Here is a 19,474-nt window from a genome sequence, read left to right as displayed (position 1 = left end):
GATCAGAAGCGGGATCGGCTGCGTCACACCCGCCCGATCGAGGATGCACCCTTAGGCGGCCGCCCGCACATCCGAGAACAGCCATGCCTCGGCGTCCGCGCGACTGGTGAACATGCGCGCCTCGCGACGCCCTACGGCGCGTTGAGCCTGAGTCCGGGCAAGCGTCGCGGACGCGACCAGCGCGACGCGGCGCCGCGCATAGAGCGGATCGGCCATATTCTGTCGGAACGCCTCCACGACCTCCTGCGACTGGATCCGCATCTCGCTAATGTCGCAGATCATGATCTGCTGTCCCGGATCACCGCCCAGTTCGCGGCTCGCAGCGGTGATCGCGGCACGATATCGAGCCACGTCATCCAACGTGAAAAAGCCCGCCATGCGGACGTCCAGAAGGTTGCGCTCCCGACGCAACTCTATGGAAAAGTTGGCGTTCATGGGGCGGTACGCTAACGCGCCGAATTTGAAGAATTCGTAACCGCGGTTCGCTTCGCCCACACATTCGTATGCAAAGCGTACGTCAGGCGGCTGCGCCGAGCGCCTTCTGCCGGCGCCGCTGAACCGAACTGCCGATGCCCATCGCCTCGCGATATTTGGCGACCGTGCGGCGGGCGATGTCGAAGCCCTTGTCCTTCAGCATGTCGACCAAAGTGTCGTCGCTCAGGATCGCCTTGGGATCCTCGGCTGTGATCAATGCCTTGATCGCCGCCTTTACGGCTTCGGCCGACACCGCTTCGCCTCCGTCGGCCGACTGGATCGCGGACGTGAAGAAATATTTCAGTTCGAATACGCCGCGCGCGCAGCTGAGATATTTGTTGCTCGTCACGCGGCTGACGGTCGATTCGTGCATCTCGATCGCTTCCGCGACCTTCGCGAGCGTCAGCGGACGCAGATGCGCGACGCCCTTCAGGAAGAACGCTTCCTGCTGCTTCACCAGTTCGGTCGCCACTTTGATGATCGTGCGCTGGCGCTGGTCGAGCGCCTTCACCAGCCAGTTGGCGCTGGCGAGGCAGTCGCTGAGCCACGCCTTCGATGCCTTGTCACCGCCGACGTTCGACAGTTCGGCGTGATAGCGGCGATTGACCAGCACGCGCGGCAGCGTCGCCGAATTGAGTTCGATCCGCCAGCCGGCCGCGGTCTTGGTGATGAACAGGTCGGGGACGACCGCGGGCGCGCTCTCGCCGCCATAACGACAACCCGGCTTCGGGTCGTAGTCGCGCAGCTCGCGAATCATGTCGGCCAGGTCTTCGTCGTCGACCCCGCAAATGCGTTTCAGGCGCGCGCGCTCCCCGCGGGCGAGCAGATCGAGATTGTCGATCAGCGCCGCCATCGCCGGGTCGTAGCGATCGGCCTCCTTCGCCTGCAGCGCGATGCATTCGGCCAGCGACCGCGCGCCGACGCCGGTCGGGTCGAGCGTCTGGATTTGCGCCAGCACGGCCTCGACCCGCGCCAGCGGCACGCCCAGCCGGTTGGCCATGTCGAGCAGCGGCGCGGTCAGATAGCCCGCCTCGTCGATCTGGTCGATCAGATGCGCGGCGATGAACATGTCGGCGCCTGACACGACTGCACCCGCCTGTGCGAGCAGATGGTCGGCCAGGCTGACATCCGGATTGGCGAAGCCGTCGAGGTCCGGGCCATCCTCCGGCGCAGCGCCGCCGGCGGTGCCCGCCAGGCCCATCGATCCGTCGCGGTCGCCGGGCGAATCATTCTCGAACGCGGACGCGGTATCGATATCGAGTGCCGCCTCGCCATCACCGCCGCCGGCCTCGGTCGGCTCGACGATCACGGGTTCAGGCGTGTCGACCGCATCGGTCGATCCGGCTTCGAGCAGCGGGTTCTTCTCGATCTCCTCGGCAATGAAGCCTTCGATCTCCAGATTCGACAGCGCGAGCAGGCGGATGGCCTGCTGCAGCTGCGGCGTCATCACCAGCGATTGCGACTGGCGGAGATCGAGGCGCGGCGCGAGGCTCATCAGATCCTCCCCGCCTGCGGGGAGGGGGACCATTCGCAAAGCGAATGGTGGAAGGGGCGGGCCGCGAAGTCGACGCCCGTGGCGCCCCCCCTCCACCAGCCTTCGGCTGGTCCCCCTCCCCGTGCCGGGGAGGATTTATGGGATGCCCGTGTCATGACTCAGAGCTCGAAGCCCTCGCCCAGATACAGTCGCCGGACATTCTCGTCCGCCACCAGTGCCTGCGGGCTGCCGGTGAAGAGCACGCGGCCGTCGTAGATGATGTAGGCGCGGTCGACGATGTCGAGCGTCTCGCGGACATTGTGATCGGTGATCAGCACCCCGATCCCGCGGCCCTTCAGCGTCTTCACCAGATCGCGGATGTCGCTGATCGAAATGGGATCGATGCCCGCGAACGGTTCGTCGAGCAGCATGATCGTCGGTTCGGCCGCAAGCGCGCGCGCGATCTCGGCGCGGCGCCGCTCGCCGCCCGACAGCGCCATGGCCGGCGCATCGCGCAGGCGGGTCAGGCCGAATTCGTCGAGCAGCTTGTCGAGCTTCGCCTGGCGCGCCGCCCTGTCGGGCTCGGCGAGTTCGAGGACCGCGAGGATATTCTTTTCGACCGACAGCCCGCGGAAGATCGAGGTTTCCTGCGGCAGATAGCCCAGACCCAGGATCGCGCGGCGATACATCGGCAGGCCGGTGATGTCCTCGCCATCCAGCATGATGCGGCCCGAATCGGGCTTCACCAGACCCATCACCGAATAAAAGCACGTCGTCTTGCCCGCGCCGTTGGGGCCGAGCAGGCCAATGACTTCGCCATGGCCGACCGTCAGCGAGACGTCGGTCAGCACGGTCCGCTTGTCATACGCCTTGGCGATCGACACGACCGACAGGCCGCTGGCGGTCTCGACCGGCACGACCGGTGCGGGGGACAGGGTAGCGGCGTCGGTCATCAATGCTCCTGCTCGCACGACACGGTTACCGAACGTTTACGACGCCCGGACTTGGCAGGATTCCTGCATGAAAGCCGCGACGGAGAAAAGCGCAAAAGCGGCGAACCGCCTCGTCCGCGGCGCCTACTGCGTGCGCTCGGGCACCGAGAAGCGGCCGGTCACGCGGCCGCCCTGACGAATGACGGTGCCGTCGGGCGCCTTGGTCGTGCCGACCGACGATCCGTCGATCGTTGCGCGACCCGAATCGAGGTCGATCGTCAGCCGCCCGCCGCTGACGGTGTTGCCCGCCCCCTCGACCAGCGTCACGCCGCCCAGCATCGTGATGAGGCGGCGGTTGAGGTCGTAGACAGCATATTGCGACTTCGCGCGCTGGTTCGGGCGCGTGACCGTCACGCCACCCGAGGCATCGAGGCGCGACACCTGGGGCGAACCTTCGGTGATCCGGCCGGTATAGGCGACGGTCATGCGCTGGGCTTCCAGCGTCATGTTCGCCTGCTTCACGTTGACGCCGCCCGACAGGATCGCGCGATTGGCGCGGTCCTGCAACTCGATCGTGCCGGCGTTGAAATCGATCGGCGCGTTCGAATTGTGACGCACCTGTGCCGCCGCGGATGTCGCGAGCAGGGCCAGGGCAAGAAAAGCAGAGCGGGCACGCATAGATCAGCGCCTATTCGCGCTCTTGGGCACGATCCGCAAGCGGGCATTTCCCTCAAGACGGACGACGCGGCCTTCAAGATCGGCCGACAAGCGGTTGGCACTGAACGTCCCCATCGGCGTACTGCCCTGCACGGCACCGTCGCTCTGCATCTTGCGGGTCTTGAGATCGACCATCGCGCCGGTCGTGCCCAGGCGGTAACCGTCGGCGGCAGAAAAAGCGATCGGTCCGTCGATCTTCACCTGTTCGTTGCGCATGTCGTACAGGCCGCTGGGCGCGGTAATCTTCGCGGGCCCCTCGCGCATGTCGAGCCCGGCGGACAATTTGTCGAGCTGGACGATCGGTTCGGCCGAGCTGCGCTGGACCGCGGACGCGGCATTGAGCGTGAAGGCCTGGCCCTTCGCATCCTGGCCGCGATACCGCGCCGCTTCCAGCTTCATGCGTTCCTGCGCGACATCGACCTTGTTCTTGTCGAGCACGAAGCTGACGTCGCCGCCCATGAACAGCGGCGCCATGACCAGGAACGCCGCGAGCACGCCGATGCCGACCGGCAGCACGAACTGGAGCAGGGCCACGAACTTGTCATGGCTGCTGCCCGGCACCGCCCAGCGTTGGCGGGCGGTCCTCTCGGCGTTGGCGGCGCGCGACATCAGCCGCGTCGCTCCGGTCGGATCGAGGCGCGCCGATCAGGCATGAGCGAAGATATCGGTCTCGGGCCAGCCGGCCAGGTCGAGCTCCGCGCGATGCGGCAGGAAGTCGAAACAGGCCTGGGCAAGTCGCATCCGCCCTTCCCGCTCGAGCCGCTTGTCGAGTTCCACTTTCATCGCATGCAGGTAGCGCACGTCGGACGCGGCATATTCCTTCTGCGCGTCGCTCAGGTCCGGCGCGCCCCAGTCGGACGATTGCTGCGCCTTGGACAGCTCCTGCCCCAGCAGCTCGCGAACCAGCTCCTTCAGCCCGTGACGGTCGGTGTAGGTGCGGATCAGGCGCGACGCGATCTTGGTGCAATAGACGGGCGCCGCCACGACGCCCAGATAATGGCGGATCGCGGCGATATCGAAACGGCCGAAATGATAGAGCTTCAGCCGGGCCGGGTCGGCCAGCAGGGCCTTCAGGTTCGGCGCGGCATAATCGCTACCCGCCGAAAAGCGCACGAGATGTTCGTCCGGACCACCGTCCGACAGTTGCACGACGCACAGCCGGTCGCGGGGCGTGATCAGCCCCATCGTCTCGGTATCGACCGCAATCGATGCGCCGGGCGCGAACAGGTCGGCGGGGATGTCTTCTTCGTGGAGATATACGGCCATAGCGCGGCACATAGGGGGCTGAGGCTGAACGCTCAATAACGAAGCGGGCGGCCACGTCGAACATCGTTCGACGCGGACTCGCCACGGCGGCCGGCGCGCCACTCAGCGCGTCCGACGAAGCGGCTTTGCCGTTTCGCGTTACTCGGCGCCCGCCGCCCTCTTCGCGCGACGCCGCCGCGCGAAGATGTTGAGCACCTCGACCCCGGCCGAAAAGGCCATGGCGGTATAGATATACCCCTTGGGCACGTGCGCGCCGAAGCCCTCCGCAATCAGCACCATGCCGATCATCAGCAGGAAGCCGAGTGCCAGCATCACGACCGTCGGGTTGCGGTTGATGAAGTTCGCCAGCGGGTCGGCGGCGACCAGCATGGTCACGACCGCGACGATGACCGCGACATACATGATCGCGACATGTTCGGTCATGCCGACCGCGGTCAGGATCGAATCGATCGAAAAAACCATGTCGAGCAACAGGATCTGGACGATGGCCGAACCGAAGCTGATCGCGACCTTGCCGCCCTTGTCCAACGTTTCGCCGGTGTCCTCATGATCGATCGTGTGGTGGATTTCCTTCGTCGCCTTCCACATCAGGAACAGGCCACCCGCGATCAGGATCAGGTCGCGCCAGGAAAAGGCGGTGTCGTAGAGAACATGGCCCTCCGCATCGCGCGCCGACCAGCCCAGATCAAACACCGGCGCGGTCAGCCCGACGATCCACGCGATCATCGACAGCAGGGCGAGGCGCATGACGAGCGCCAACCCGATGCCGATTCGCCGCGCCTTCTGCCGCTGCCCCTCCGGCAGCTTGTTCGACAGGATCGAAATGAAGATGAGGTTGTCGATTCCGAGCACCACCTCCATCACGATCAGAGTGACCAGCGCGGCCCAGGCGGCGGGGTCGGCGATGAGGGTAGACAAGTTCTCCATGGGTCGATCTGTGCCGAAAGCGCCACAGATAGGCAATCATCGCTGCGAAACTTGCCATAATTGCGTCGAATTCGTTCGCGGCGACCTGACAATTCGTCTATGAGCGATTCTTACACGTGCGCGTTAGTCGCGCCCGTAACCCTGCGTCCGTCGTCCGGCGCAACGGTTGGGAGACGATTCGGACGGCCCGGGAAGACGAATAGGGTTATGAGTTTCAATAAAGGTGGCCGCGGCGATCGCGGTGGACGCGGCCGCGACAAGCGGGACAGCTTCGGCGGCGGTGACGACAGCTACGGCGGCGGCTTCGGTGGCGGCGGCTTCGGCGGTGGCGGCTTCGGCGGCGATCGTGGTGGCTTCGGTGGCGGCGGCTTCGGCGGTGGCGATCGTGGCGGCTTCGGCGGCGGTCGCAGCGGTGGCGGCTTCGGCGGCGGCGGCGGCGGTGGTTTCCGCGGCGGCGGCGGTGGTGGCGGCTTCGGCGGCGGCCGTGGCGGCGGCATGCCCCCGCAGGTGATCGGCGAAGGCACCGGCGTGGTGAAGTTCTTCAACGCGCAGAAGGGCTTTGGCTTCGTCGTCCGTGATGACGGCGGCGAAGACGTGTTCGTCCACATCTCGGCGGTCGAGCAGGCCGGCCTGACCGGCCTGGCGGAAGGCCAGCCGCTCGGCTTCACCCTCGTCGATCGCGGCGGCCGTATCTCGGCCACCGAACTGAAGATCGACGGCGAGCCGATGCCCGTCACCGACCGCGGCCCGCCGCGTGACCGTGACGCCGGCCCTCGCGGCGGTGCCGGTGGTGGCTTCGGCGGCGGCCCGCAGCGTCAGCTGACCGGCGAGCGTGCGTCGGGCACCGTCAAGTTCTTCAACGCGATGAAGGGCTTCGGCTTCATTCAGCGCGACGACGGCCAGCCGGACGCGTTCGTCCACATCTCGGCGGTCGAGCGTGCGGGCCTGCCGACGCTGAACGAAGGCGACAAGCTGGACTTCGAACTCGAGATCGATCGCCGCGGCAAGCATGCCGCGGTGAACCTGGAGCCGAAGCAGTAAGCTTCGCCGTCAGGTAAATCGAAAAGACGGGCGGTGCCGGATGCGGCGCCGCCCGTTTTCGTTGTGGCACGACTGACGTTGCCAAAGTGCGGCCGTGCTCCCGCCTGCGCGGGAGCGCGGATTGCGAGTGTGAGACCAGCACGTCGCCAATGGCCCATTCATTCGCGCCGCTCTATATTCCGTCCATGATCGTCCGCGCCGCCTCGCTCGTCCTCGCCGCCCTGCTGATCGGCGCTGCTCCACCCCAGGCGCAGCCGGTGCCCGCACAATCGCAGCCGCAGGCCGCCCCCGCCCCTGCCCCGATCCCGCGATTCACCGTCGAGGTCGTCGGCCGTTATCCCCACGACGCCCGCGCCTTCACCCAGGGACTCGTCTGGCACGACGGCAGCCTGTTCGAGAGTACCGGGAAGGAAGGCCGGTCCGAGGTGCGCCATGTGTCGCTGAAGGACGGCAAGGTGCTCGCCCGCCGGTCGATCCCCACGCCGCAGTTCGGCGAGGGGCTGGCGCTGCATCGATCGACGCTCGTCAGCCTGACGTGGAAGGACGGGATCGCCTATCGCTGGGATGCGAAGGCGCTGAAGCCGATGGGCACCCGCCGCTATCCGGGCGAAGGCTGGGGACTGGCGAGTCTGGCAGACCAGCTGGTCCTGTCGGACGGTACGCCGACCTTGCGTTTCCTAGACCCTGACACGCTCGCCGAGCGCCGCCGAGTGACCGTCACCCTTCGCGGGCAACCGATCGACCAGTTGAACGAACTGGAGACAGTCGACGGCGAGATTTTCGCGAACGTCTGGCAGACCGACTATATCGTCGCGATCGATCCGGCGGATGGGCATGTCACCAAGATCATCGACGCCGGCGCCCTGTCGCGTCAGGTCGCCGCGAGGGACCCGGATGCGGTGCTCAACGGCATCGCCTGGGATGCGAAGGCGCGGCGGCTGTTCGTCACCGGAAAGCTATGGCCGACGCTGTTCGAAATAAAGCTGGTGCCGGCACAATAACTTCGGACCAACGTGATCGTTGAGGGAAGTTGCAACTGCGTCCGGTGCCCCGGCGAAGGCCAGGGCCCAGCCGCAACCGATTCGCGGACTTCCCCACAGGTCGAAACGGGACCTCGGCCTTCGCCGGGGAACGACTGATGCTACCCCACCGTGACCCCAACAACCCGCCACGCGCCCGCTTCACGTTCGAACGTCACCGTCTCGGTCACCTCGCCCGAATTGGCGAAACGAGTGCGGAACTTGACGACTTCGTAGCCGTCGGGGGGAGCGGGTAGGTTTTCCTGGCTGAGCAGGGTACGCGACACGACCGCACCCAGCGGCGTGCGCACGCGTTCGGACACGTCGGTCCACAACTTCAGCGTATTGAGCTTTTGAAACGCGCTGCCGGTACCGCGATAGCTTGCTTCCCATTTGCTCTGGTCGAGCAGTTCGAGCCAGCTTCGCGCCGCCTGCACAACGTCGGTCTTGACGGCTTCCGTCGATGCCGGCGCTTGCGTGGCGGAGGGCGCGGCGATCAGCGCCGCGAGGCCGAACAGGATGGTCATGAGCAACACTCCGGTGATAAGGGCAGGCCGGCGCCGTGCCGGCCCTGCCGCGTGATCGACCGGTATCGCGACCGGGTCTGCCCCGATTTGTCCGTCCCCCAGTTTTTCGGGGATCGCACCTTCCGCCTCGAACAGCATCCGCGCGGCTTCACGACTGCTTGCCACCGCCATCTTGCGGCGCGCGTCGCGCAGCCGTTCGTTGATCGTGTGGACCGACAGGTCGAGGCTGCGCGCGATCGACTTGGCGTCGTGTCCGCGCACGATCAGCCGCAGCGTCTGCTTTTCCCTCGCGGTCAGCCCCCAAAAGTCGTCCGTCGGCGGCGTACTCATGCGGCAGACCTAAGCGGACCGCCCTGCCCCAACCACCCCGAAAAATTCGTACCCCGGCTCAGGTCACCAGCCGTTCGAGCGCGGCAACCGTATCGGCTTCCGCCGCCGGTTTGTCGCGACGGATGCGGCTGATGCGGGGGAAACGCATCGCGACGCCGGACTTGTGCCGTTTCGATGCGTGGATCGAATCGAATGCGACTTCGAGCACCAGCGTCTTCTCGACCTCTCGCACCGGCCCGAACCGCGCGACCGTGTTGTTGCGGACGAACCGGTCGAGCCATTTCAGCTCCTCGTCCGTGAACCCCGAATAGGCCTTGCCGACCGGCGACAACTCGCCGCTCTCGGTCCAGCAGCCGAAGGTATAGTCGGAGTAGAAGGACGACCGCTTCCCCGATCCGCGCTGCGCGTACATCATCACGCAATCGGCAACGAGCGGGTCGCGTTTCCATTTGTACCACAGCCCCACGCGGCGCCCGCTGACGTACGGCGAGTCGCGACGCTTGAGCATCACGCCCTCGATCGCGGCATCGCGGCTGCCCGCGCGAATTTCGCCCAGATGCGCGAAGTCGCTGGCGTCGATCACCGAGGAAACGTCGAAGCTTTCCGCCGGCAACTTCCGCGCGAATGCCTCCAGCCGCGCTCGCCGATCGGTCCACGCCAGCGGGCGCAGATCCTCGGCGCCGTCGAACAGGATGTCGTAGAGGCGGACGAACGCAGGATAGTCGGCCAGCATCTTCGCCGACACCTGTTTGCGCCCCAATCGCTGCTGCAGCGCGTTGAAGCTGGCGGTCGCATCGTCGCGCCCCGCCCCTTGCGCATCGCCGCGGACCAGCAGTTCGCCGTCGAGGACGCCGTCCGCGCGGAACGCCGCCGCGACTTCGGGAAAGCTGCGCGTGATGTCGTCGCCCGCCCGGCTGTACAGCCGCGTCTCGCCGGCGACATGGACCAGTTGGACGCGGATGCCGTCCCATTTCCATTCGGCGGCATAATCGGCCAGATCGACGACCGTCTCCTCGAGCGGGTGGGCGAGCATGAAGGGGCGGAAGACGGGCACATCGGCCGCGGTCGGCTGATCCCCGCGCCCCTCCACCCAGTCGAACAGCGCGGTGTAGGGCGGCGTCAGGCCGTGCCATACTTCCTCGACCGCATCGACATCGACGCCGAACGCATTGGCGAGCGCGGTCTTGGCGAGGCGGGCGGAGACACCGACGCGCAATGCCCCGGTCGCCAGCTTCAGCAGGGCGTAGCGCTCGTCCGCCTCCATCGTGTCGAGATAGGCGCTGAGCACGCCCGCCGTGTCCGACTTGCTGAGCGATGCGAGCCGATCGACGACGGCGGACAGCGTCAGCGCCTCGGGCGGCAGCGGCGGGGCGCCTTGCGGTTCGGGCCACATCAAGGCGATCGTCTCGGCCGAATCCCCGACGAAGTCCCGGCTCATGCGGAACAGGACCGGGTCGACCCGCTCGTCGACCATCGCGCGGATGACGGCGGGCTTCACCGCCGGCAGGTCGAGTTCCCCCGTCAGCGCCGCCATCGCCCAGCCGCGATCGGGGTCCGCCGTGACACGCAGATAATCGCCGATCAGCTTCAGCTTCGCATTGCGCGACCGTGTGTAGATGAGCGAATCAAGCAGGTCGGCAAACGCGCGCATGAAGGGCTAACATGGGCGAGCGCATCCGGTTCCGCGGGTGGCGTCGTGTCCTTTCTTCTACCGTTCGTGCTGAGCCTGCCGAGGCACCGTCCTTCGGTCCGCAAGCGACCTGTGTGTTTATCGCAGAACGGCGTTTCGACAGGCTCGGCTTGAACGGGGTGGTGGCGCAGGATCGGTCAATCTAAGCGAGGGTGATGCGCGTCCTGGTCCGCCTTGCTGTTGCCGCCGGAATGTTCGGCATCGTTCTGCTCGGCTGGATGTTTTTCGAAGCGCGGCAAGCGCCGGTCGTGCGCCGCGCGACAGTCGACCTGCCCGGCTGGCCAGCGTCGACCGCGCCGATGACGGTCGCGGTGATCGGCGACATCCATATCGGCAGCCTGGCGATGGATGACGCGCGATTGACCGGGATCGTCGCACAGATCAACGCGCTGAGGCCAGACGTCGTCGTGCTGGCAGGCGATTTCATCGCGGGGCATGACAAAGGCCTGTCGTCTGACCGTGCACCGCTGCTGGTGGCGCCACTTCGGCAACTGACCCCGCGGGTCGGCACGGTGGCAGTGATGGGCAATCACGACCATTGGACGGGTGTCGGCCCGGTGCGCGCGGCACTGGCTGCGGCGGGCGTCACCATTCTCGACAATCGCGCTCAGCGTTTTGGCGTGCTGACCGTCGTGGGGATCGACGATCGCTATACCAAGCATGACCGCATCGACGCAGCGATGGCGTCGGCGCGAACGCTGCCGGGTCCGCGGTTGGTCGTCAGCCATGGGCCCGACGTTGTTCCCGATCTGCCCACCGACGCCCCGCTGGTCGTCACCAGCCACACGCACTGCGGGCAGATCGTGCTGCCGCTCTACGGTCCGCTCGAAATCCCATCGGCCTATGGCGCGCGCTATCTCTGCGGAATCGTTCGCGAAAGAGGGCGCGCGACGATCATCGGGGCAGGCGTCGGGACCAGCGTGCTGCCGCTGCGGCTGAACGCGCCGCCCGACATCTGGCTGCTGACGCTGACAGGGGCAAACCGGGCGCAGCGCTGACTGCGCCCGGCGAAGCGGCTCACCCCTTGCGGCTGGCCTCGAACAGGAACCACGCCCGCTCCTCGGCCTGGTCGGTCCATTCATCGACGATTCCGCTGGTCGCATTGTCCTTCGCGTCCTCGGCGGCTTCCTTCACGACGCGGAAGGATTCGACGAGCTTCAGATTGTCCTCGCGCAATTCGGCCAGCATGTCGGCGGCGGTCACGAACTCGGCGTCATTGTCCTTCAGCGTCTGGCGGCGCGCGATGTCGCCGATCGAGCGCAGGGTCAGGTTGCCGGTCTTGCGCACGCGCTCGGCGATCGCGTCGGTCACGCCCAGGATCTGCGCCGCCTGATCGTCGAGCAACAGGTGATAATCGCGGAAATGCGGGCCCGAGACGTGCCAGTGAAAATTCTTGGTCTTCAGATACAGCGCGTAGCAATCCGCGAGCGACGAATTGAGCGCATCGGCAACGCTGCGCGTGTCGTTGCGATTGAGGTCGGTCGGGGTCGCGAGCGGGGCGGGGTTGGCATCGGCCACGAAAAGTCTCCGGTAGGTGAACGTCGGTTTCGTATCAGTAACGACCTGGCGCGCGAAACGCTCCCCCCGGAAGGGCGCAATTGGATCGGCTGTGTGATCGGAACGCTAGATCAGTCGCAGCCCGGCAAGACCAACAGTGATGCCGGTCAAAAGCAGCAGCGCCCCCGCAATCCGGCCGATCGTGCGAAGCGGCAGTCGCAGCCACGCCTGCCCCATGCCGCCGGCAATGCCGACGAGCAGCATCGCGCCGGCAAAGGCGCCCAATCCGGCGAGTACGGGCAGAGACCCACCGACGGCGAGCGCAAAGGCGAGAAAGGCGGTGCCTTCGCCCCCAACGAAACTTCCCGCGGCGGCCGCGATCGGGGCCGGCCCCGAGGGTCGCTCGACGCGGCGCTGCCAGAGCGTGCCGAACCCGGCGAGGATGAGGGCGATGGCCAGCAGGATGCTGCGGGCATTGGGCGACAGCATCGGTGCGATCAGGATGGCCCCGGCAACCGCGATGGCGATGGCGGCAGCATGTCCGAGCGCAAACCCCGCGAACACGCCGCGCCGTTCGCCCAACAGGGCGGCCAGACGCGCGGGTCGCTCACCGATGCCGGCCAGCAGCGCCCCGACGAACGCGGGTACCAATGCGTCCAAACTCAGGTCACCGGATCAGCGGGCCAGGCGAACCGCGCAGGCCGCCGCATAGGTTTCGGATGCGTGCACCGGCGCGCCGGTAAAGCCGACCGCATCGCGCAGGATGGCCAGCCAGCCATGAACCAGCGGCCCGCGTTCGCCGCGCGACAGGGCGCTGTCGAGCGCATGGACGACGGTGATCGCCGGGCCGATGCCGTGGCGATTCGCGATTCGGCGGATCGCCTCCAGCTCATGGGCGAGCTCGTTCGGCCGCAGGCGATCCGCACGCCGATCGATCGCATCGACCCGCGCGAGCAGATCGTCGCGCACCAGTGTCATCGCATCCACGCCCCGCAGTGCCATATCGAACGCACCTTCTTATCCAGACACGCACGCTGCGCCGTGAATGGTTAAGATGGCGTCAACGAGGATCGACGTGCGGGATTTCCCGGCAAAAGCTTGACACCCGCGGCCATATCGACCATGCGCCCTCCCCTGACGGCGGCCGCGTGTGCGTGCCGCCTCTTTCTTTTGAACAGATTTAGAGATTCGGGTCATGGCCAAGCCGGCAACCGTCAAGATCAAGCTCGTCAGCACCGCGGACACGGGCTTCTTCTACGTCACGAAGAAGAACCCGCGCACGCAGACCGAGAAGTTCTCGTTCCGCAAGTACGACCCGGTCGTGCGCAAGCACGTCGAGTTCAAGGAAGCGAAGATCAAGTAAACCTCGCCGCGGCGAGCTTTGCGCAGCCCCCCGCGCAGGCGGGGGTTCAGAGCCTCAGGCGGTTCGCCGGGTTTCTGTAAGCCGTAGGGCCCGAGCGCCCCACGGCTTTTTTGCGTTTCCCGATGATCCTCCCCGGCACGGGGAGGGGACCGCCGCGAAGCGGTGGTGGAGAGGGCGTGCGGCAGATGATTCGTAGGCGGAGAGCCCGCTCCACCACGCCGCTACGCGACGCGGTCCCCCTCCCCGTGCCGGGGAGGATTTGAAGGCGCCGTCTCCGCGGGCACCAATGCCCGCACTTCCTGCACGAATCGCATCACCGAGATCGGCTTCGACACATAGGCATTCGCCCCCGCCGCGCGGATACGCTCCTCGTCATCTCGGCCGGCATAGGCGGTGACCGCCATAATCGGGATCGCGCGCAACCGCGGATCGCGCTTCATCTGACCGATCAGCTCCAGCCCGCTGACATGGGGCAACTGGATGTCCATCACGACCAGGTCGGGCTCGAACGCCTTCGCCCGCGCCACCGCCTCGCGTCCGTCGCGCACCGGTTCGGTGACGAAGTCGTGCGCGCGCAGCAGGTCACAGAAGAGTTTCAGATTGAGTTCGTTGTCCTCGACAACGAGCACCCTTTTTGCCACGCCCGCCCTGACCTTTCCGCAAAAGACGAGCGCGAATCTAGGCGATGCAGTCGCACGAGACAAATGACGATACGCTGGCGCTCCGCGCGCTAGTGTGGACGCTCGAGGAACCGAGCCGTGCGGCGCGGCTGCTCGACCTGACGGGGCTCGATCCGCAGGCGCTGCGCACGTCGGCGGGGTCGCCCGCGACCCTTGCCGCCGTGCTGCAATTCCTCGAGAATCACGAGAGCGACCTGATCGCCTGCGCCGGCGCGCTGAATTGCACGCCGACCGACCTCGTCCGCATCCGCGAACGGCTGGAGCGCGCATGAGGCCGCTGCTGATCACCGACTGCGACGAAGTGCTGCTGCATATGGTCCGCCATTTCGGCGTGTGGCTGGACGAGGCGCACGACATCGACTTCACGCCCAACGGCGGCGATTTCGCCACCAGCATGACGCGTCGCGACGGCACCCTGCTCGGCCGGGACGAGATGTGGTCGTACCTCGACGGCTTCTTCCCGCACGAAATGGACCGCCAGACGCTCGTCCCACACGCCCGCGACGCGCTGGCTGAGCTTGTCAAGACCGCCGACATCGTCGTGCTGACCAATCTGCACGACCATTGTCGCGAGGCGCGAATCGCTCAGCTGGAAACACACGGCATCGCCCACCGCGTCGAATGCAATCAGGGCGGCAAGGGTGCGCCGGTCGCGCGGCTGATCGAGGAATATTCCCCGAGCGTCACCGTGTTCGTCGACGATCTGGCCGTCCACCACGAATCCGTGGCCAAGCACGCGCCGCACGTGCACCGGCTGCACATGGTGTCGGAGCCATCGCTCGCCCCGTCGGTGCCCCGCGCGCCCCACGCCCATGCTCGCATCGACGACTGGAACGACGCACGCGCTTGGATCGCAACCCGCTTTGCCGAGGGCGCCCCCGCCCCGGCCTTAGGGTCTGTACTCGATCAGGACGGGGTCGTGACGGAGCCGATTTTCGGTCAGGGCAAGAAGTGAGGCGCGGAGCGATGCGTTTGCATCGTGACCGACGATCGACGCCGCCCTGGGTCAACATCGGCCCGCGGCGGAGCCGTCGTTTGCAGGAAGGCGCTGGACGGCGTCGCTTGCTTGCAGGTAGCGCCACTACCTGCTGCGCCGCCCTTCTTGCCAGCGCCTTCCTGCAAACGATCACGATCCCTGTCCTGATCAAGTACAGACCCTAACCGGAGAAACCGCATGACAACCCATGTCGACCGCAAGCTCGAAGAACTCGGCCTGACCCTGCCGGAGGCCGCTGCCCCGGTCGCGTCCTATGTCCCGACCGTCGAAGCCGGCGGCCTGCTCCACGTGTCGGGGCAGATCCCGTTCGACGCCAACGGCCAGCTGATCCTCGGCCGCATCGGTGACGGCGAGCACGACCTGGCGTACGGCCAGGAAGCCGCCAAGCGCTGTGCGCTGATGGTGGTCGCCCAAGCGAAGGCGGCACTCGGCGGGCTCGACCGCGTGGTGCGGATCGTGAAGCTGGGCGTATTCGTCAATTCGACGCCCGACTTCACCGAACAGCCGCAGGTCGCCAACGGTGCGTCTGACCTGATGGTCGCGCTATTCGGCGATGCCGGCAAGCACGCCCGTGCGGCGGTCGGCGTGGCGTCGCTGCCGCGGGGCGTCGCGGTGGAAGTGGATGCCATTATCGCCGTTTCGTAAGCGGCAGCTGTTGCGCCAGCGCAACAATTGGGCGTCGCAGGCACGGCTTGCGACGCTTTTTTGTTGTGCGGCGCAACACAATGCGTCACCTTATCCGAGTCGCCGGTAAGCGGGAGCGCCACGTAGCAGCCCCGCACCCGGCACGCAGGCGGAAACCATCGACCCAACATGGAGGTCTTACGATGCGTTTTCCGGTTACCCCGCTCGCGCTGGCGTTCAGCGTCCTTGCCACCCCCGCGTTCGCCCAGGACGTGACGGATCCGCCGCCCCCGGTCACGGTGTCGGGCAGCGTCGGTGTCGTCTCCGACTATCGCTTTCGCGGCGTGTCGCAGTCGGACAAGGAGGTCGCCGTCCAGGGCGGCATCACCATCGCCCATGAAAGTGGTTTCTATGTCGGCACCTGGGGCTCGAACCTCGCGGGCTGGGGCACGTTCGGCGGCGCAAACCTCGAACTCGACGTGATCGCAGGCTATAAGGCGCCGCTTGCCAACGGCACGCTCGACGTCGGCGTCACCTGGTATATGTATCCCGGTGGCGCGGACGAAACCGACTTCTTCGAACCCTATGCCAAGCTCAGCGGCACGACCGGCCCGGCGACGCTGACCGCGTCGGTATTCTACGCCCCGAAGCAGAACGCGCTGGGCCTCTACACCCGTTCGCTGACGCCGCCTGTCGCCGGCCCGGGCAAGGCGTGGGACAACCTCTACCTCGCCGGTGACGCCGCGGTCGCGATCCCGACCAGCCCGGTCACGCTGAAGGGCCACATCGGCTATTCGAGCGGCAACCCCGGTCTGGGCCCCAATGGCACCAGCGTCGCACCGACCGGCAACTATTGGGACTGGTCGCTGGGCGCGGACATCACCTGGAAGAACCTGACGCTCAACGTGTCCTATGTCGACACCGACATCACGGCACGCGAATCGCTGTATCTCCAGCCCAACCTGTCGAAGACGACCGGCGGCTCGATCGTCGGCCCGACCGCCGTCGTCGGCATCACCGCGGCATTCTGATCGATCCCCACGAAGGGAGACTTTGTGGGGGCGTCGAAACCGGGGTCACAGACGATATCGTTTGTGACCCCGACGTCCGATTCAGCCGACCGCAAACGTCAGCCCCGCGTTCGCCGTCAACCGCGCGACCAGCGGTTCGGCCATCAGCGCGCCCGGCGTCCAGATGCCGCCGTCGCCGGCCACATCCTTGACCAGGCAAATCGCCGTTTCCGCGATCATCTTCGACGTCGAACCATAGCCCGGATCGCGGTCGCCGGTGACGGTTACGCGCAGCCGTTCACCCGAGGGCATCTGTCCTAGAAAAGCGATTTCGTAATGGCCGTTCTCGCGCTCTTCGCGTAACGGTCCCTCGCCCGGCGCCGGTCCCTTGTCACCGCCGATCGGGTTGAACTTCGCGATCGCCTCCGCCGCGGCCTTGCCGATATCGCCCAAGCCCGGCGCGACCATCATCTCGTCATAGGTGAAGTCGGTTCCGTACGGATGCCCCAGCAGCGCGTTGGTGCGGTGGACGTTCTTCGTATTGATCGCCGCCATCACGAACGGCGCGGTCCAGGCGCCCAGCGCCTCGTCATATTCGGGCACCAGTCCCTTGGGCTGCGCCGGGCCAGAAAAGCCCGGGGTCAGCGCGAAGGGATCGATCATCAGTTTGAAGATCGACGGGTCCTTCGCCGCCGCGGCCATCGTCGCCCTGGCGCTGGCGAACGTGCCGCCGGAGAAAGTGCCCTTCATAGCGATCACGCGGCCCTTCACGCGGGGGAACGGCCGGCTGAACCGGTCGATCGCCGCCTGCTGGAGTGTCCAGACGCCCAGATCGAAGGGGATCGAATCGAACCCGCCGCTAAATACGATCCGCGAGCCCGTAAGCTTGGCCTGCGCTTCGTGCGCGTCGATCATGTGCCGCATCCACGCCGGCTCGCCGCACAAATCGACATAGGCCGTGCCCGATGCGGCGCACGCCGCAACCAGGGGCTCGCCGTAGAGCTGGTAAGGCCCGACCGTCGTCAGCACGACCTTCGCCCGATCGCACATCGCCCTAAGCGAAGCAGGATCGTTGGCATCGGCGGTGATCAGCGGCACGTCGAGCCGCAGATCGTCGCGCACGTCCTCCAGCTTGGTCAGCGACCGACCTGCCATCGCCCAGGTCACGCCGTGGTCGCGGCTGCCAAGATATTCGGCGACCAGCTGTCCCGTGAAACCCGTCGCGCCGTACACGACGATGTCGAAATCGCGCATCGCACCTCTCCTTTGTGCGGCAGCGTCGCCCATCGCCGGGTGGCGCGCAAGGCCGGGGCGTCCTAGATGGGCACCATCATATCTCCCCTCCGTTCGCCCTGAGCCTGTCGAAGGGCGGCGCGCCACCTGCCGTACGCTCGTGGAGATGCGCCCTTCGACAAGCTCAGGGCGAACGGTTTCGGGGCAGGCTAAGGACCGATCATGCCCCAGTACGACTACGACCTCTTCGTCATCGGCGCCGGATCGGGGGGCACCCGTGCGGCGCGCGTGTCGGCGGCACATGGCGCGCGGGTCGCGGTGGCGGAGGAGTATCGGGTCGGCGGCACCTGCGTGATCCGCGGCTGTGTGCCCAAGAAGCTGCTCGTCTACGGCGCGCATTTCGCCGAGGATCTGAAGGATGCGCAGCGCTTCGGCTGGAAGGTGCCGAGCGACTGCGACTTCGACTGGAAATGCCTGCAGGAAAACGTGCTGGCCGAAGTCGACCGGATCAACGGGGCGTACACGAACACGCTGCAAAGCCACGGCGTCGACATCATCAACGAACGCGCCGTCGTGACCGGCCCGAACAGCGTGAAGCTCGCCAGCGGTCGCGAGATCACCGCCGAGCGCATCCTGGTCGCGGTCGGCGCGCGGCCGGCGGTGCCGTCGTGCCCGGGGCACGAACATGGCATCACCTCGAACGAGGTCTTCCATCTGGACGCGATCCCCAAGCGCGTGCTGATCGCGGGTGCCGGCTATATCGCCAACGAATTCGCCGGCGTGCTCCACCAGTTCGGCAGCCATGTGACCCTGATCAACCGCACCGACGTCATCCTGCGCGGCTATGACGAATCGATCCGCGACCGGCTGCTCCAGATCAGCATGATGAAGGGCATCGAATTCCGCTTCAACGCCGAGTTCCGCGGGATCGAGAAGCAGGACGACGGGTGCCTGAAGGTCGAGATGACCGGGCACGAGCCGGTCACCGTCGACTGCGTCATCTTCGCCACCGGCCGCGTGCCGAACACCGAGGGACTGGGTCTGGAGACGGCGGGCGTCGAGCTCGACGAGAAGGGCGCGGTGAAGGTCGATGCCGACAGCCAGTCGACCTGCCCGTCGATCTACGCGGTCGGCGACGTCACCAATCGCGTTCAGCTGACTCCCGTCGCGATCCGCGAAGGCCAGGCGTTCGCCGACACCGTCTATGGCGGAAAGCCGACGCGGGTCGACTACAACTGCATCCCGTCGGCGGTGTTCAGCCACCCGCCGATGGCCGGGGTCGGTCTGACCGAGGCGGAGGCCAAGAACAAACTCGGAGCGGTCAAGGTCTATCTGAGCGACTTCCGCGCGATGAAGAACGTGCTGGCGAACCGCAACGAACGCTGCCTGTACAAGATGGTGTGCGACGCGGAGACCGACCGCGTCGTCGGGCTGCACATGATCGGGCCGGATGCGCCGGAAATCTTGCAGGCGGCAGCGGTAGCGGTGAAGGCCGGCCTCACCAAGCAGGCGTTCGACGACACGGTGGCGTTGCATCCGAGCATGGCGGAGGAATTGGTGTTGATGCGCTGAGGCCAAGCGGCGTCAGCCCGGCGACGGCCGCGATGCGCCTGCGGCGCATGGCCTCAGCCGGCCGGCGACGCTCCGCGTCGACCGACGACGCGGCTTTGCCG

23 protein-coding genes and 1 pseudogene are annotated in these 19,474 nt (G+C 66.5%); 10 read left to right on the top strand and 14 right to left on the bottom strand.

Features of this window, described 5'->3' with window-relative positions:
• Nucleotides 1-51 precede the first annotated feature (51 nt).
• The 7 genes from JW805_01880 to JW805_01850 form a co-directional block, all read right to left on the bottom strand.
• The gene (locus tag JW805_01880) at nucleotides 52-435 is read right to left on the bottom strand and encodes a hypothetical protein (protein ID MBN2970765.1); all 384 of its coding nucleotides are present in this window, start codon (nucleotides 433-435) and stop codon (nucleotides 52-54) included.
• A gap of 82 nt (nucleotides 436-517) precedes the next feature.
• Nucleotides 518-1,969, bottom strand: a complete 1,452-nt coding sequence (rpoN, locus tag JW805_01875; protein MBN2970764.1) for an RNA polymerase factor sigma-54 — start codon at nucleotides 1,967-1,969, stop codon at nucleotides 518-520.
• A gap of 158 nt (nucleotides 1,970-2,127) precedes the next feature.
• Complete coding sequence (gene lptB / locus JW805_01870) at nucleotides 2,128-2,901, bottom strand: LPS export ABC transporter ATP-binding protein (protein MBN2970763.1); 774 nt, start codon at nucleotides 2,899-2,901, stop codon at nucleotides 2,128-2,130.
• A 123-nt stretch (nucleotides 2,902-3,024) separates the two neighbouring features.
• Entirely contained in the window at nucleotides 3,025-3,558 is a 534-nt protein-coding gene (locus JW805_01865; GenBank protein MBN2970762.1) for a hypothetical protein, read from the bottom strand.
• Between the two features lie 3 nt (nucleotides 3,559-3,561).
• Nucleotides 3,562-4,206 carry an LPS export ABC transporter periplasmic protein LptC gene (gene lptC / locus JW805_01860; GenBank protein ID MBN2970761.1) on the bottom strand — a complete coding sequence of 215 codons (645 nt, stop codon included), beginning with the start codon at nucleotides 4,204-4,206 and terminating at the stop codon, nucleotides 3,562-3,564.
• 36 nt (nucleotides 4,207-4,242) lie between these two features.
• Nucleotides 4,243-4,863 (bottom strand): ribonuclease D, encoded by a 621-nt coding sequence (locus JW805_01855; protein MBN2970760.1) that lies wholly within the window; start codon nucleotides 4,861-4,863, stop codon nucleotides 4,243-4,245.
• 138 nt (nucleotides 4,864-5,001) lie between these two features.
• On the bottom strand, nucleotides 5,002-5,790 hold the full coding sequence (locus JW805_01850) for a TerC family protein (GenBank protein MBN2970759.1): 789 nt from the start codon (nucleotides 5,788-5,790) through the stop codon (nucleotides 5,002-5,004).
• Between the two features lie 495 nt (nucleotides 5,791-6,285).
• Between JW805_01850 and JW805_01845 the strand changes: the two are divergent.
• From JW805_01845 to JW805_01835, 3 genes and pseudogenes are all read left to right on the top strand, one after another.
• Nucleotides 6,286-6,504, top strand: a pseudogene (locus tag JW805_01845) (cold-shock protein).
• Between the two features lie 12 nt (nucleotides 6,505-6,516).
• Nucleotides 6,517-6,831, top strand: a complete 315-nt coding sequence (locus JW805_01840) for a cold-shock protein (GenBank protein ID MBN2970758.1) — start codon at nucleotides 6,517-6,519, stop codon at nucleotides 6,829-6,831.
• Nucleotides 6,832-6,980: 149 nt separating this feature from the next.
• Entirely contained in the window at nucleotides 6,981-7,832 is an 852-nt protein-coding gene (locus JW805_01835; protein MBN2970757.1) for a glutaminyl-peptide cyclotransferase, read from the top strand.
• A 140-nt stretch (nucleotides 7,833-7,972) separates the two neighbouring features.
• Here the strand turns inward: JW805_01835 and JW805_01830 are convergent, their stop codons facing one another.
• Both JW805_01830 and JW805_01825 read right to left on the bottom strand, forming a co-directional pair.
• Nucleotides 7,973-8,707, bottom strand: coding sequence for a DUF4019 domain-containing protein (locus tag JW805_01830; GenBank protein ID MBN2970756.1), 735 nt, complete (start codon nucleotides 8,705-8,707; stop codon nucleotides 7,973-7,975).
• 58 nt (nucleotides 8,708-8,765) lie between these two features.
• Nucleotides 8,766-10,358, bottom strand: coding sequence for a cisplatin damage response ATP-dependent DNA ligase (locus JW805_01825; protein MBN2970755.1), 1,593 nt, complete (start codon nucleotides 10,356-10,358; stop codon nucleotides 8,766-8,768).
• Between the two features lie 194 nt (nucleotides 10,359-10,552).
• Between JW805_01825 and JW805_01820 the strand changes: the two genes are divergently transcribed.
• Nucleotides 10,553-11,395 (top strand): metallophosphoesterase, encoded by an 843-nt coding sequence (locus tag JW805_01820; protein ID MBN2970754.1) that lies wholly within the window; start codon nucleotides 10,553-10,555, stop codon nucleotides 11,393-11,395.
• A 19-nt stretch (nucleotides 11,396-11,414) separates the two neighbouring features.
• Here the strand turns inward: JW805_01820 and JW805_01815 are convergent, their stop codons facing one another.
• The 3 genes from JW805_01815 to JW805_01805 all read right to left on the bottom strand — a co-directional run bounded on the left by JW805_01815 (nucleotide 11,415) and on the right by JW805_01805 (nucleotide 12,896).
• On the bottom strand, nucleotides 11,415-11,915 hold the full coding sequence (locus tag JW805_01815) for a DNA starvation/stationary phase protection protein (GenBank protein ID MBN2970753.1): 501 nt from the start codon (nucleotides 11,913-11,915) through the stop codon (nucleotides 11,415-11,417).
• A gap of 105 nt (nucleotides 11,916-12,020) precedes the next feature.
• The gene (locus JW805_01810; protein ID MBN2970752.1) at nucleotides 12,021-12,554 is read right to left on the bottom strand and encodes a hypothetical protein; all 534 of its coding nucleotides are present in this window, start codon (nucleotides 12,552-12,554) and stop codon (nucleotides 12,021-12,023) included.
• Nucleotides 12,555-12,569: 15 nt separating this feature from the next.
• Nucleotides 12,570-12,896: a hypothetical protein gene (locus JW805_01805; GenBank protein MBN2970751.1), complete on the bottom strand. Its 327-nt coding sequence runs from the start codon at nucleotides 12,894-12,896 to the stop codon at nucleotides 12,570-12,572.
• A 193-nt stretch (nucleotides 12,897-13,089) separates the two neighbouring features.
• Between JW805_01805 and rpmG the strand changes: the two genes are divergently transcribed.
• Nucleotides 13,090-13,257, top strand: a complete 168-nt coding sequence (rpmG, locus tag JW805_01800) for a 50S ribosomal protein L33 (protein MBN2970750.1) — start codon at nucleotides 13,090-13,092, stop codon at nucleotides 13,255-13,257.
• Nucleotides 13,258-13,478: 221 nt separating this feature from the next.
• Here the strand turns inward: rpmG and JW805_01795 are convergent, their stop codons facing one another.
• A complete protein-coding gene (locus JW805_01795; protein ID MBN2970749.1) occupies nucleotides 13,479-13,898 on the bottom strand; it encodes a response regulator in 420 nt (139 codons plus the stop codon).
• 44 nt (nucleotides 13,899-13,942) lie between these two features.
• On the opposite strand from JW805_01795, the gene JW805_01790 reads away from it, so the two are divergent.
• From JW805_01790 to JW805_01775, 4 genes are all read left to right on the top strand, one after another.
• Nucleotides 13,943-14,209 (top strand): DUF3572 domain-containing protein, encoded by a 267-nt coding sequence (locus tag JW805_01790; GenBank protein ID MBN2970748.1) that lies wholly within the window; start codon nucleotides 13,943-13,945, stop codon nucleotides 14,207-14,209.
• Nucleotides 14,206-14,892, top strand: coding sequence for a hypothetical protein (locus JW805_01785; protein MBN2970747.1), 687 nt, complete (start codon nucleotides 14,206-14,208; stop codon nucleotides 14,890-14,892). The genes JW805_01790 and JW805_01785 overlap by 4 nt, the downstream gene beginning before the upstream one ends.
• Nucleotides 14,893-15,111: 219 nt before the next feature.
• Complete coding sequence (locus JW805_01780) at nucleotides 15,112-15,579, top strand: RidA family protein (GenBank protein MBN2970746.1); 468 nt, start codon at nucleotides 15,112-15,114, stop codon at nucleotides 15,577-15,579.
• A gap of 182 nt (nucleotides 15,580-15,761) precedes the next feature.
• On the top strand, nucleotides 15,762-16,589 hold the full coding sequence (locus JW805_01775; protein MBN2970745.1) for a hypothetical protein: 828 nt from the start codon (nucleotides 15,762-15,764) through the stop codon (nucleotides 16,587-16,589).
• Nucleotides 16,590-16,670: 81 nt separating this feature from the next.
• Here the strand turns inward: JW805_01775 and JW805_01770 are convergent, their stop codons facing one another.
• Nucleotides 16,671-17,822 carry a saccharopine dehydrogenase NADP-binding domain-containing protein gene (locus tag JW805_01770; GenBank protein MBN2970744.1) on the bottom strand — a complete coding sequence of 384 codons (1,152 nt, stop codon included), beginning with the start codon at nucleotides 17,820-17,822 and terminating at the stop codon, nucleotides 16,671-16,673.
• Between the two features lie 201 nt (nucleotides 17,823-18,023).
• Between JW805_01770 and gorA the strand changes: the two genes are divergently transcribed.
• Nucleotides 18,024-19,373: a glutathione-disulfide reductase gene (gorA, locus tag JW805_01765; protein MBN2970743.1), complete on the top strand. Its 1,350-nt coding sequence runs from the start codon at nucleotides 18,024-18,026 to the stop codon at nucleotides 19,371-19,373.
• The last annotated feature ends 101 nt before the right edge of the window (nucleotides 19,374-19,474 follow it).

This window comes from Roseomonas aeriglobus, from assembly GCA_016937575.1.
Lineage (GTDB): Bacteria > Pseudomonadota > Alphaproteobacteria > Sphingomonadales > Sphingomonadaceae > Sphingomonas > Sphingomonas aerigloba.
The sequence above is the reverse complement of the archived record's forward strand: the minus strand, read 5'-3'. Positions and strand labels throughout refer to the sequence as shown.

Bases quoted from the DNA above. Each gene is read 5' to 3' on its own strand.
- gorA (MBN2970743.1), top strand. From the start codon at position 18,024: ATGCCCCAGTACGACTACGACCTCTTCGTCATCGGCGCCGGATCGGGG.
- JW805_01850 (MBN2970759.1), bottom strand. From the start codon at position 5,790: ATGGAGAACTTGTCTACCCTCATCGCCGACCCCGCCGCCTGGGCCGCG.
- lptC (MBN2970761.1), bottom strand. From the start codon at position 4,206: ATGTCGCGCGCCGCCAACGCCGAGAGGACCGCCCGCCAACGCTGGGCG.
- JW805_01825 (MBN2970755.1), bottom strand. From the start codon at position 10,358: ATGCGCGCGTTTGCCGACCTGCTTGATTCGCTCATCTACACACGGTCG.
- JW805_01840 (MBN2970758.1), top strand. From the start codon at position 6,517: ATGCCCGTCACCGACCGCGGCCCGCCGCGTGACCGTGACGCCGGCCCT.
- lptB (MBN2970763.1), bottom strand. From the start codon at position 2,901: ATGACCGACGCCGCTACCCTGTCCCCCGCACCGGTCGTGCCGGTCGAG.
- rpmG (MBN2970750.1), top strand. From the start codon at position 13,090: ATGGCCAAGCCGGCAACCGTCAAGATCAAGCTCGTCAGCACCGCGGAC.
- JW805_01790 (MBN2970748.1), top strand. From the start codon at position 13,943: ATGCAGTCGCACGAGACAAATGACGATACGCTGGCGCTCCGCGCGCTA.
- JW805_01780 (MBN2970746.1), top strand. From the start codon at position 15,112: ATGACAACCCATGTCGACCGCAAGCTCGAAGAACTCGGCCTGACCCTG.
- JW805_01770 (MBN2970744.1), bottom strand. From the start codon at position 17,822: ATGCGCGATTTCGACATCGTCGTGTACGGCGCGACGGGTTTCACGGGA.
- JW805_01855 (MBN2970760.1), bottom strand. From the start codon at position 4,863: ATGGCCGTATATCTCCACGAAGAAGACATCCCCGCCGACCTGTTCGCG.
- JW805_01785 (MBN2970747.1), top strand. From the start codon at position 14,206: ATGAGGCCGCTGCTGATCACCGACTGCGACGAAGTGCTGCTGCATATG.
- JW805_01805 (MBN2970751.1), bottom strand. From the start codon at position 12,896: ATGGCACTGCGGGGCGTGGATGCGATGACACTGGTGCGCGACGATCTG.
- JW805_01880 (MBN2970765.1), bottom strand. From the start codon at position 435: ATGAACGCCAACTTTTCCATAGAGTTGCGTCGGGAGCGCAACCTTCTG.
- JW805_01865 (MBN2970762.1), bottom strand. From the start codon at position 3,558: ATGCGTGCCCGCTCTGCTTTTCTTGCCCTGGCCCTGCTCGCGACATCC.
- rpoN (MBN2970764.1), bottom strand. From the start codon at position 1,969: ATGAGCCTCGCGCCGCGCCTCGATCTCCGCCAGTCGCAATCGCTGGTG.
- JW805_01835 (MBN2970757.1), top strand. From the start codon at position 6,981: ATGGCCCATTCATTCGCGCCGCTCTATATTCCGTCCATGATCGTCCGC.
- JW805_01830 (MBN2970756.1), bottom strand. From the start codon at position 8,707: ATGAGTACGCCGCCGACGGACGACTTTTGGGGGCTGACCGCGAGGGAA.
- JW805_01775 (MBN2970745.1), top strand. From the start codon at position 15,762: ATGCGTTTTCCGGTTACCCCGCTCGCGCTGGCGTTCAGCGTCCTTGCC.
- JW805_01820 (MBN2970754.1), top strand. From the start codon at position 10,553: ATGCGCGTCCTGGTCCGCCTTGCTGTTGCCGCCGGAATGTTCGGCATC.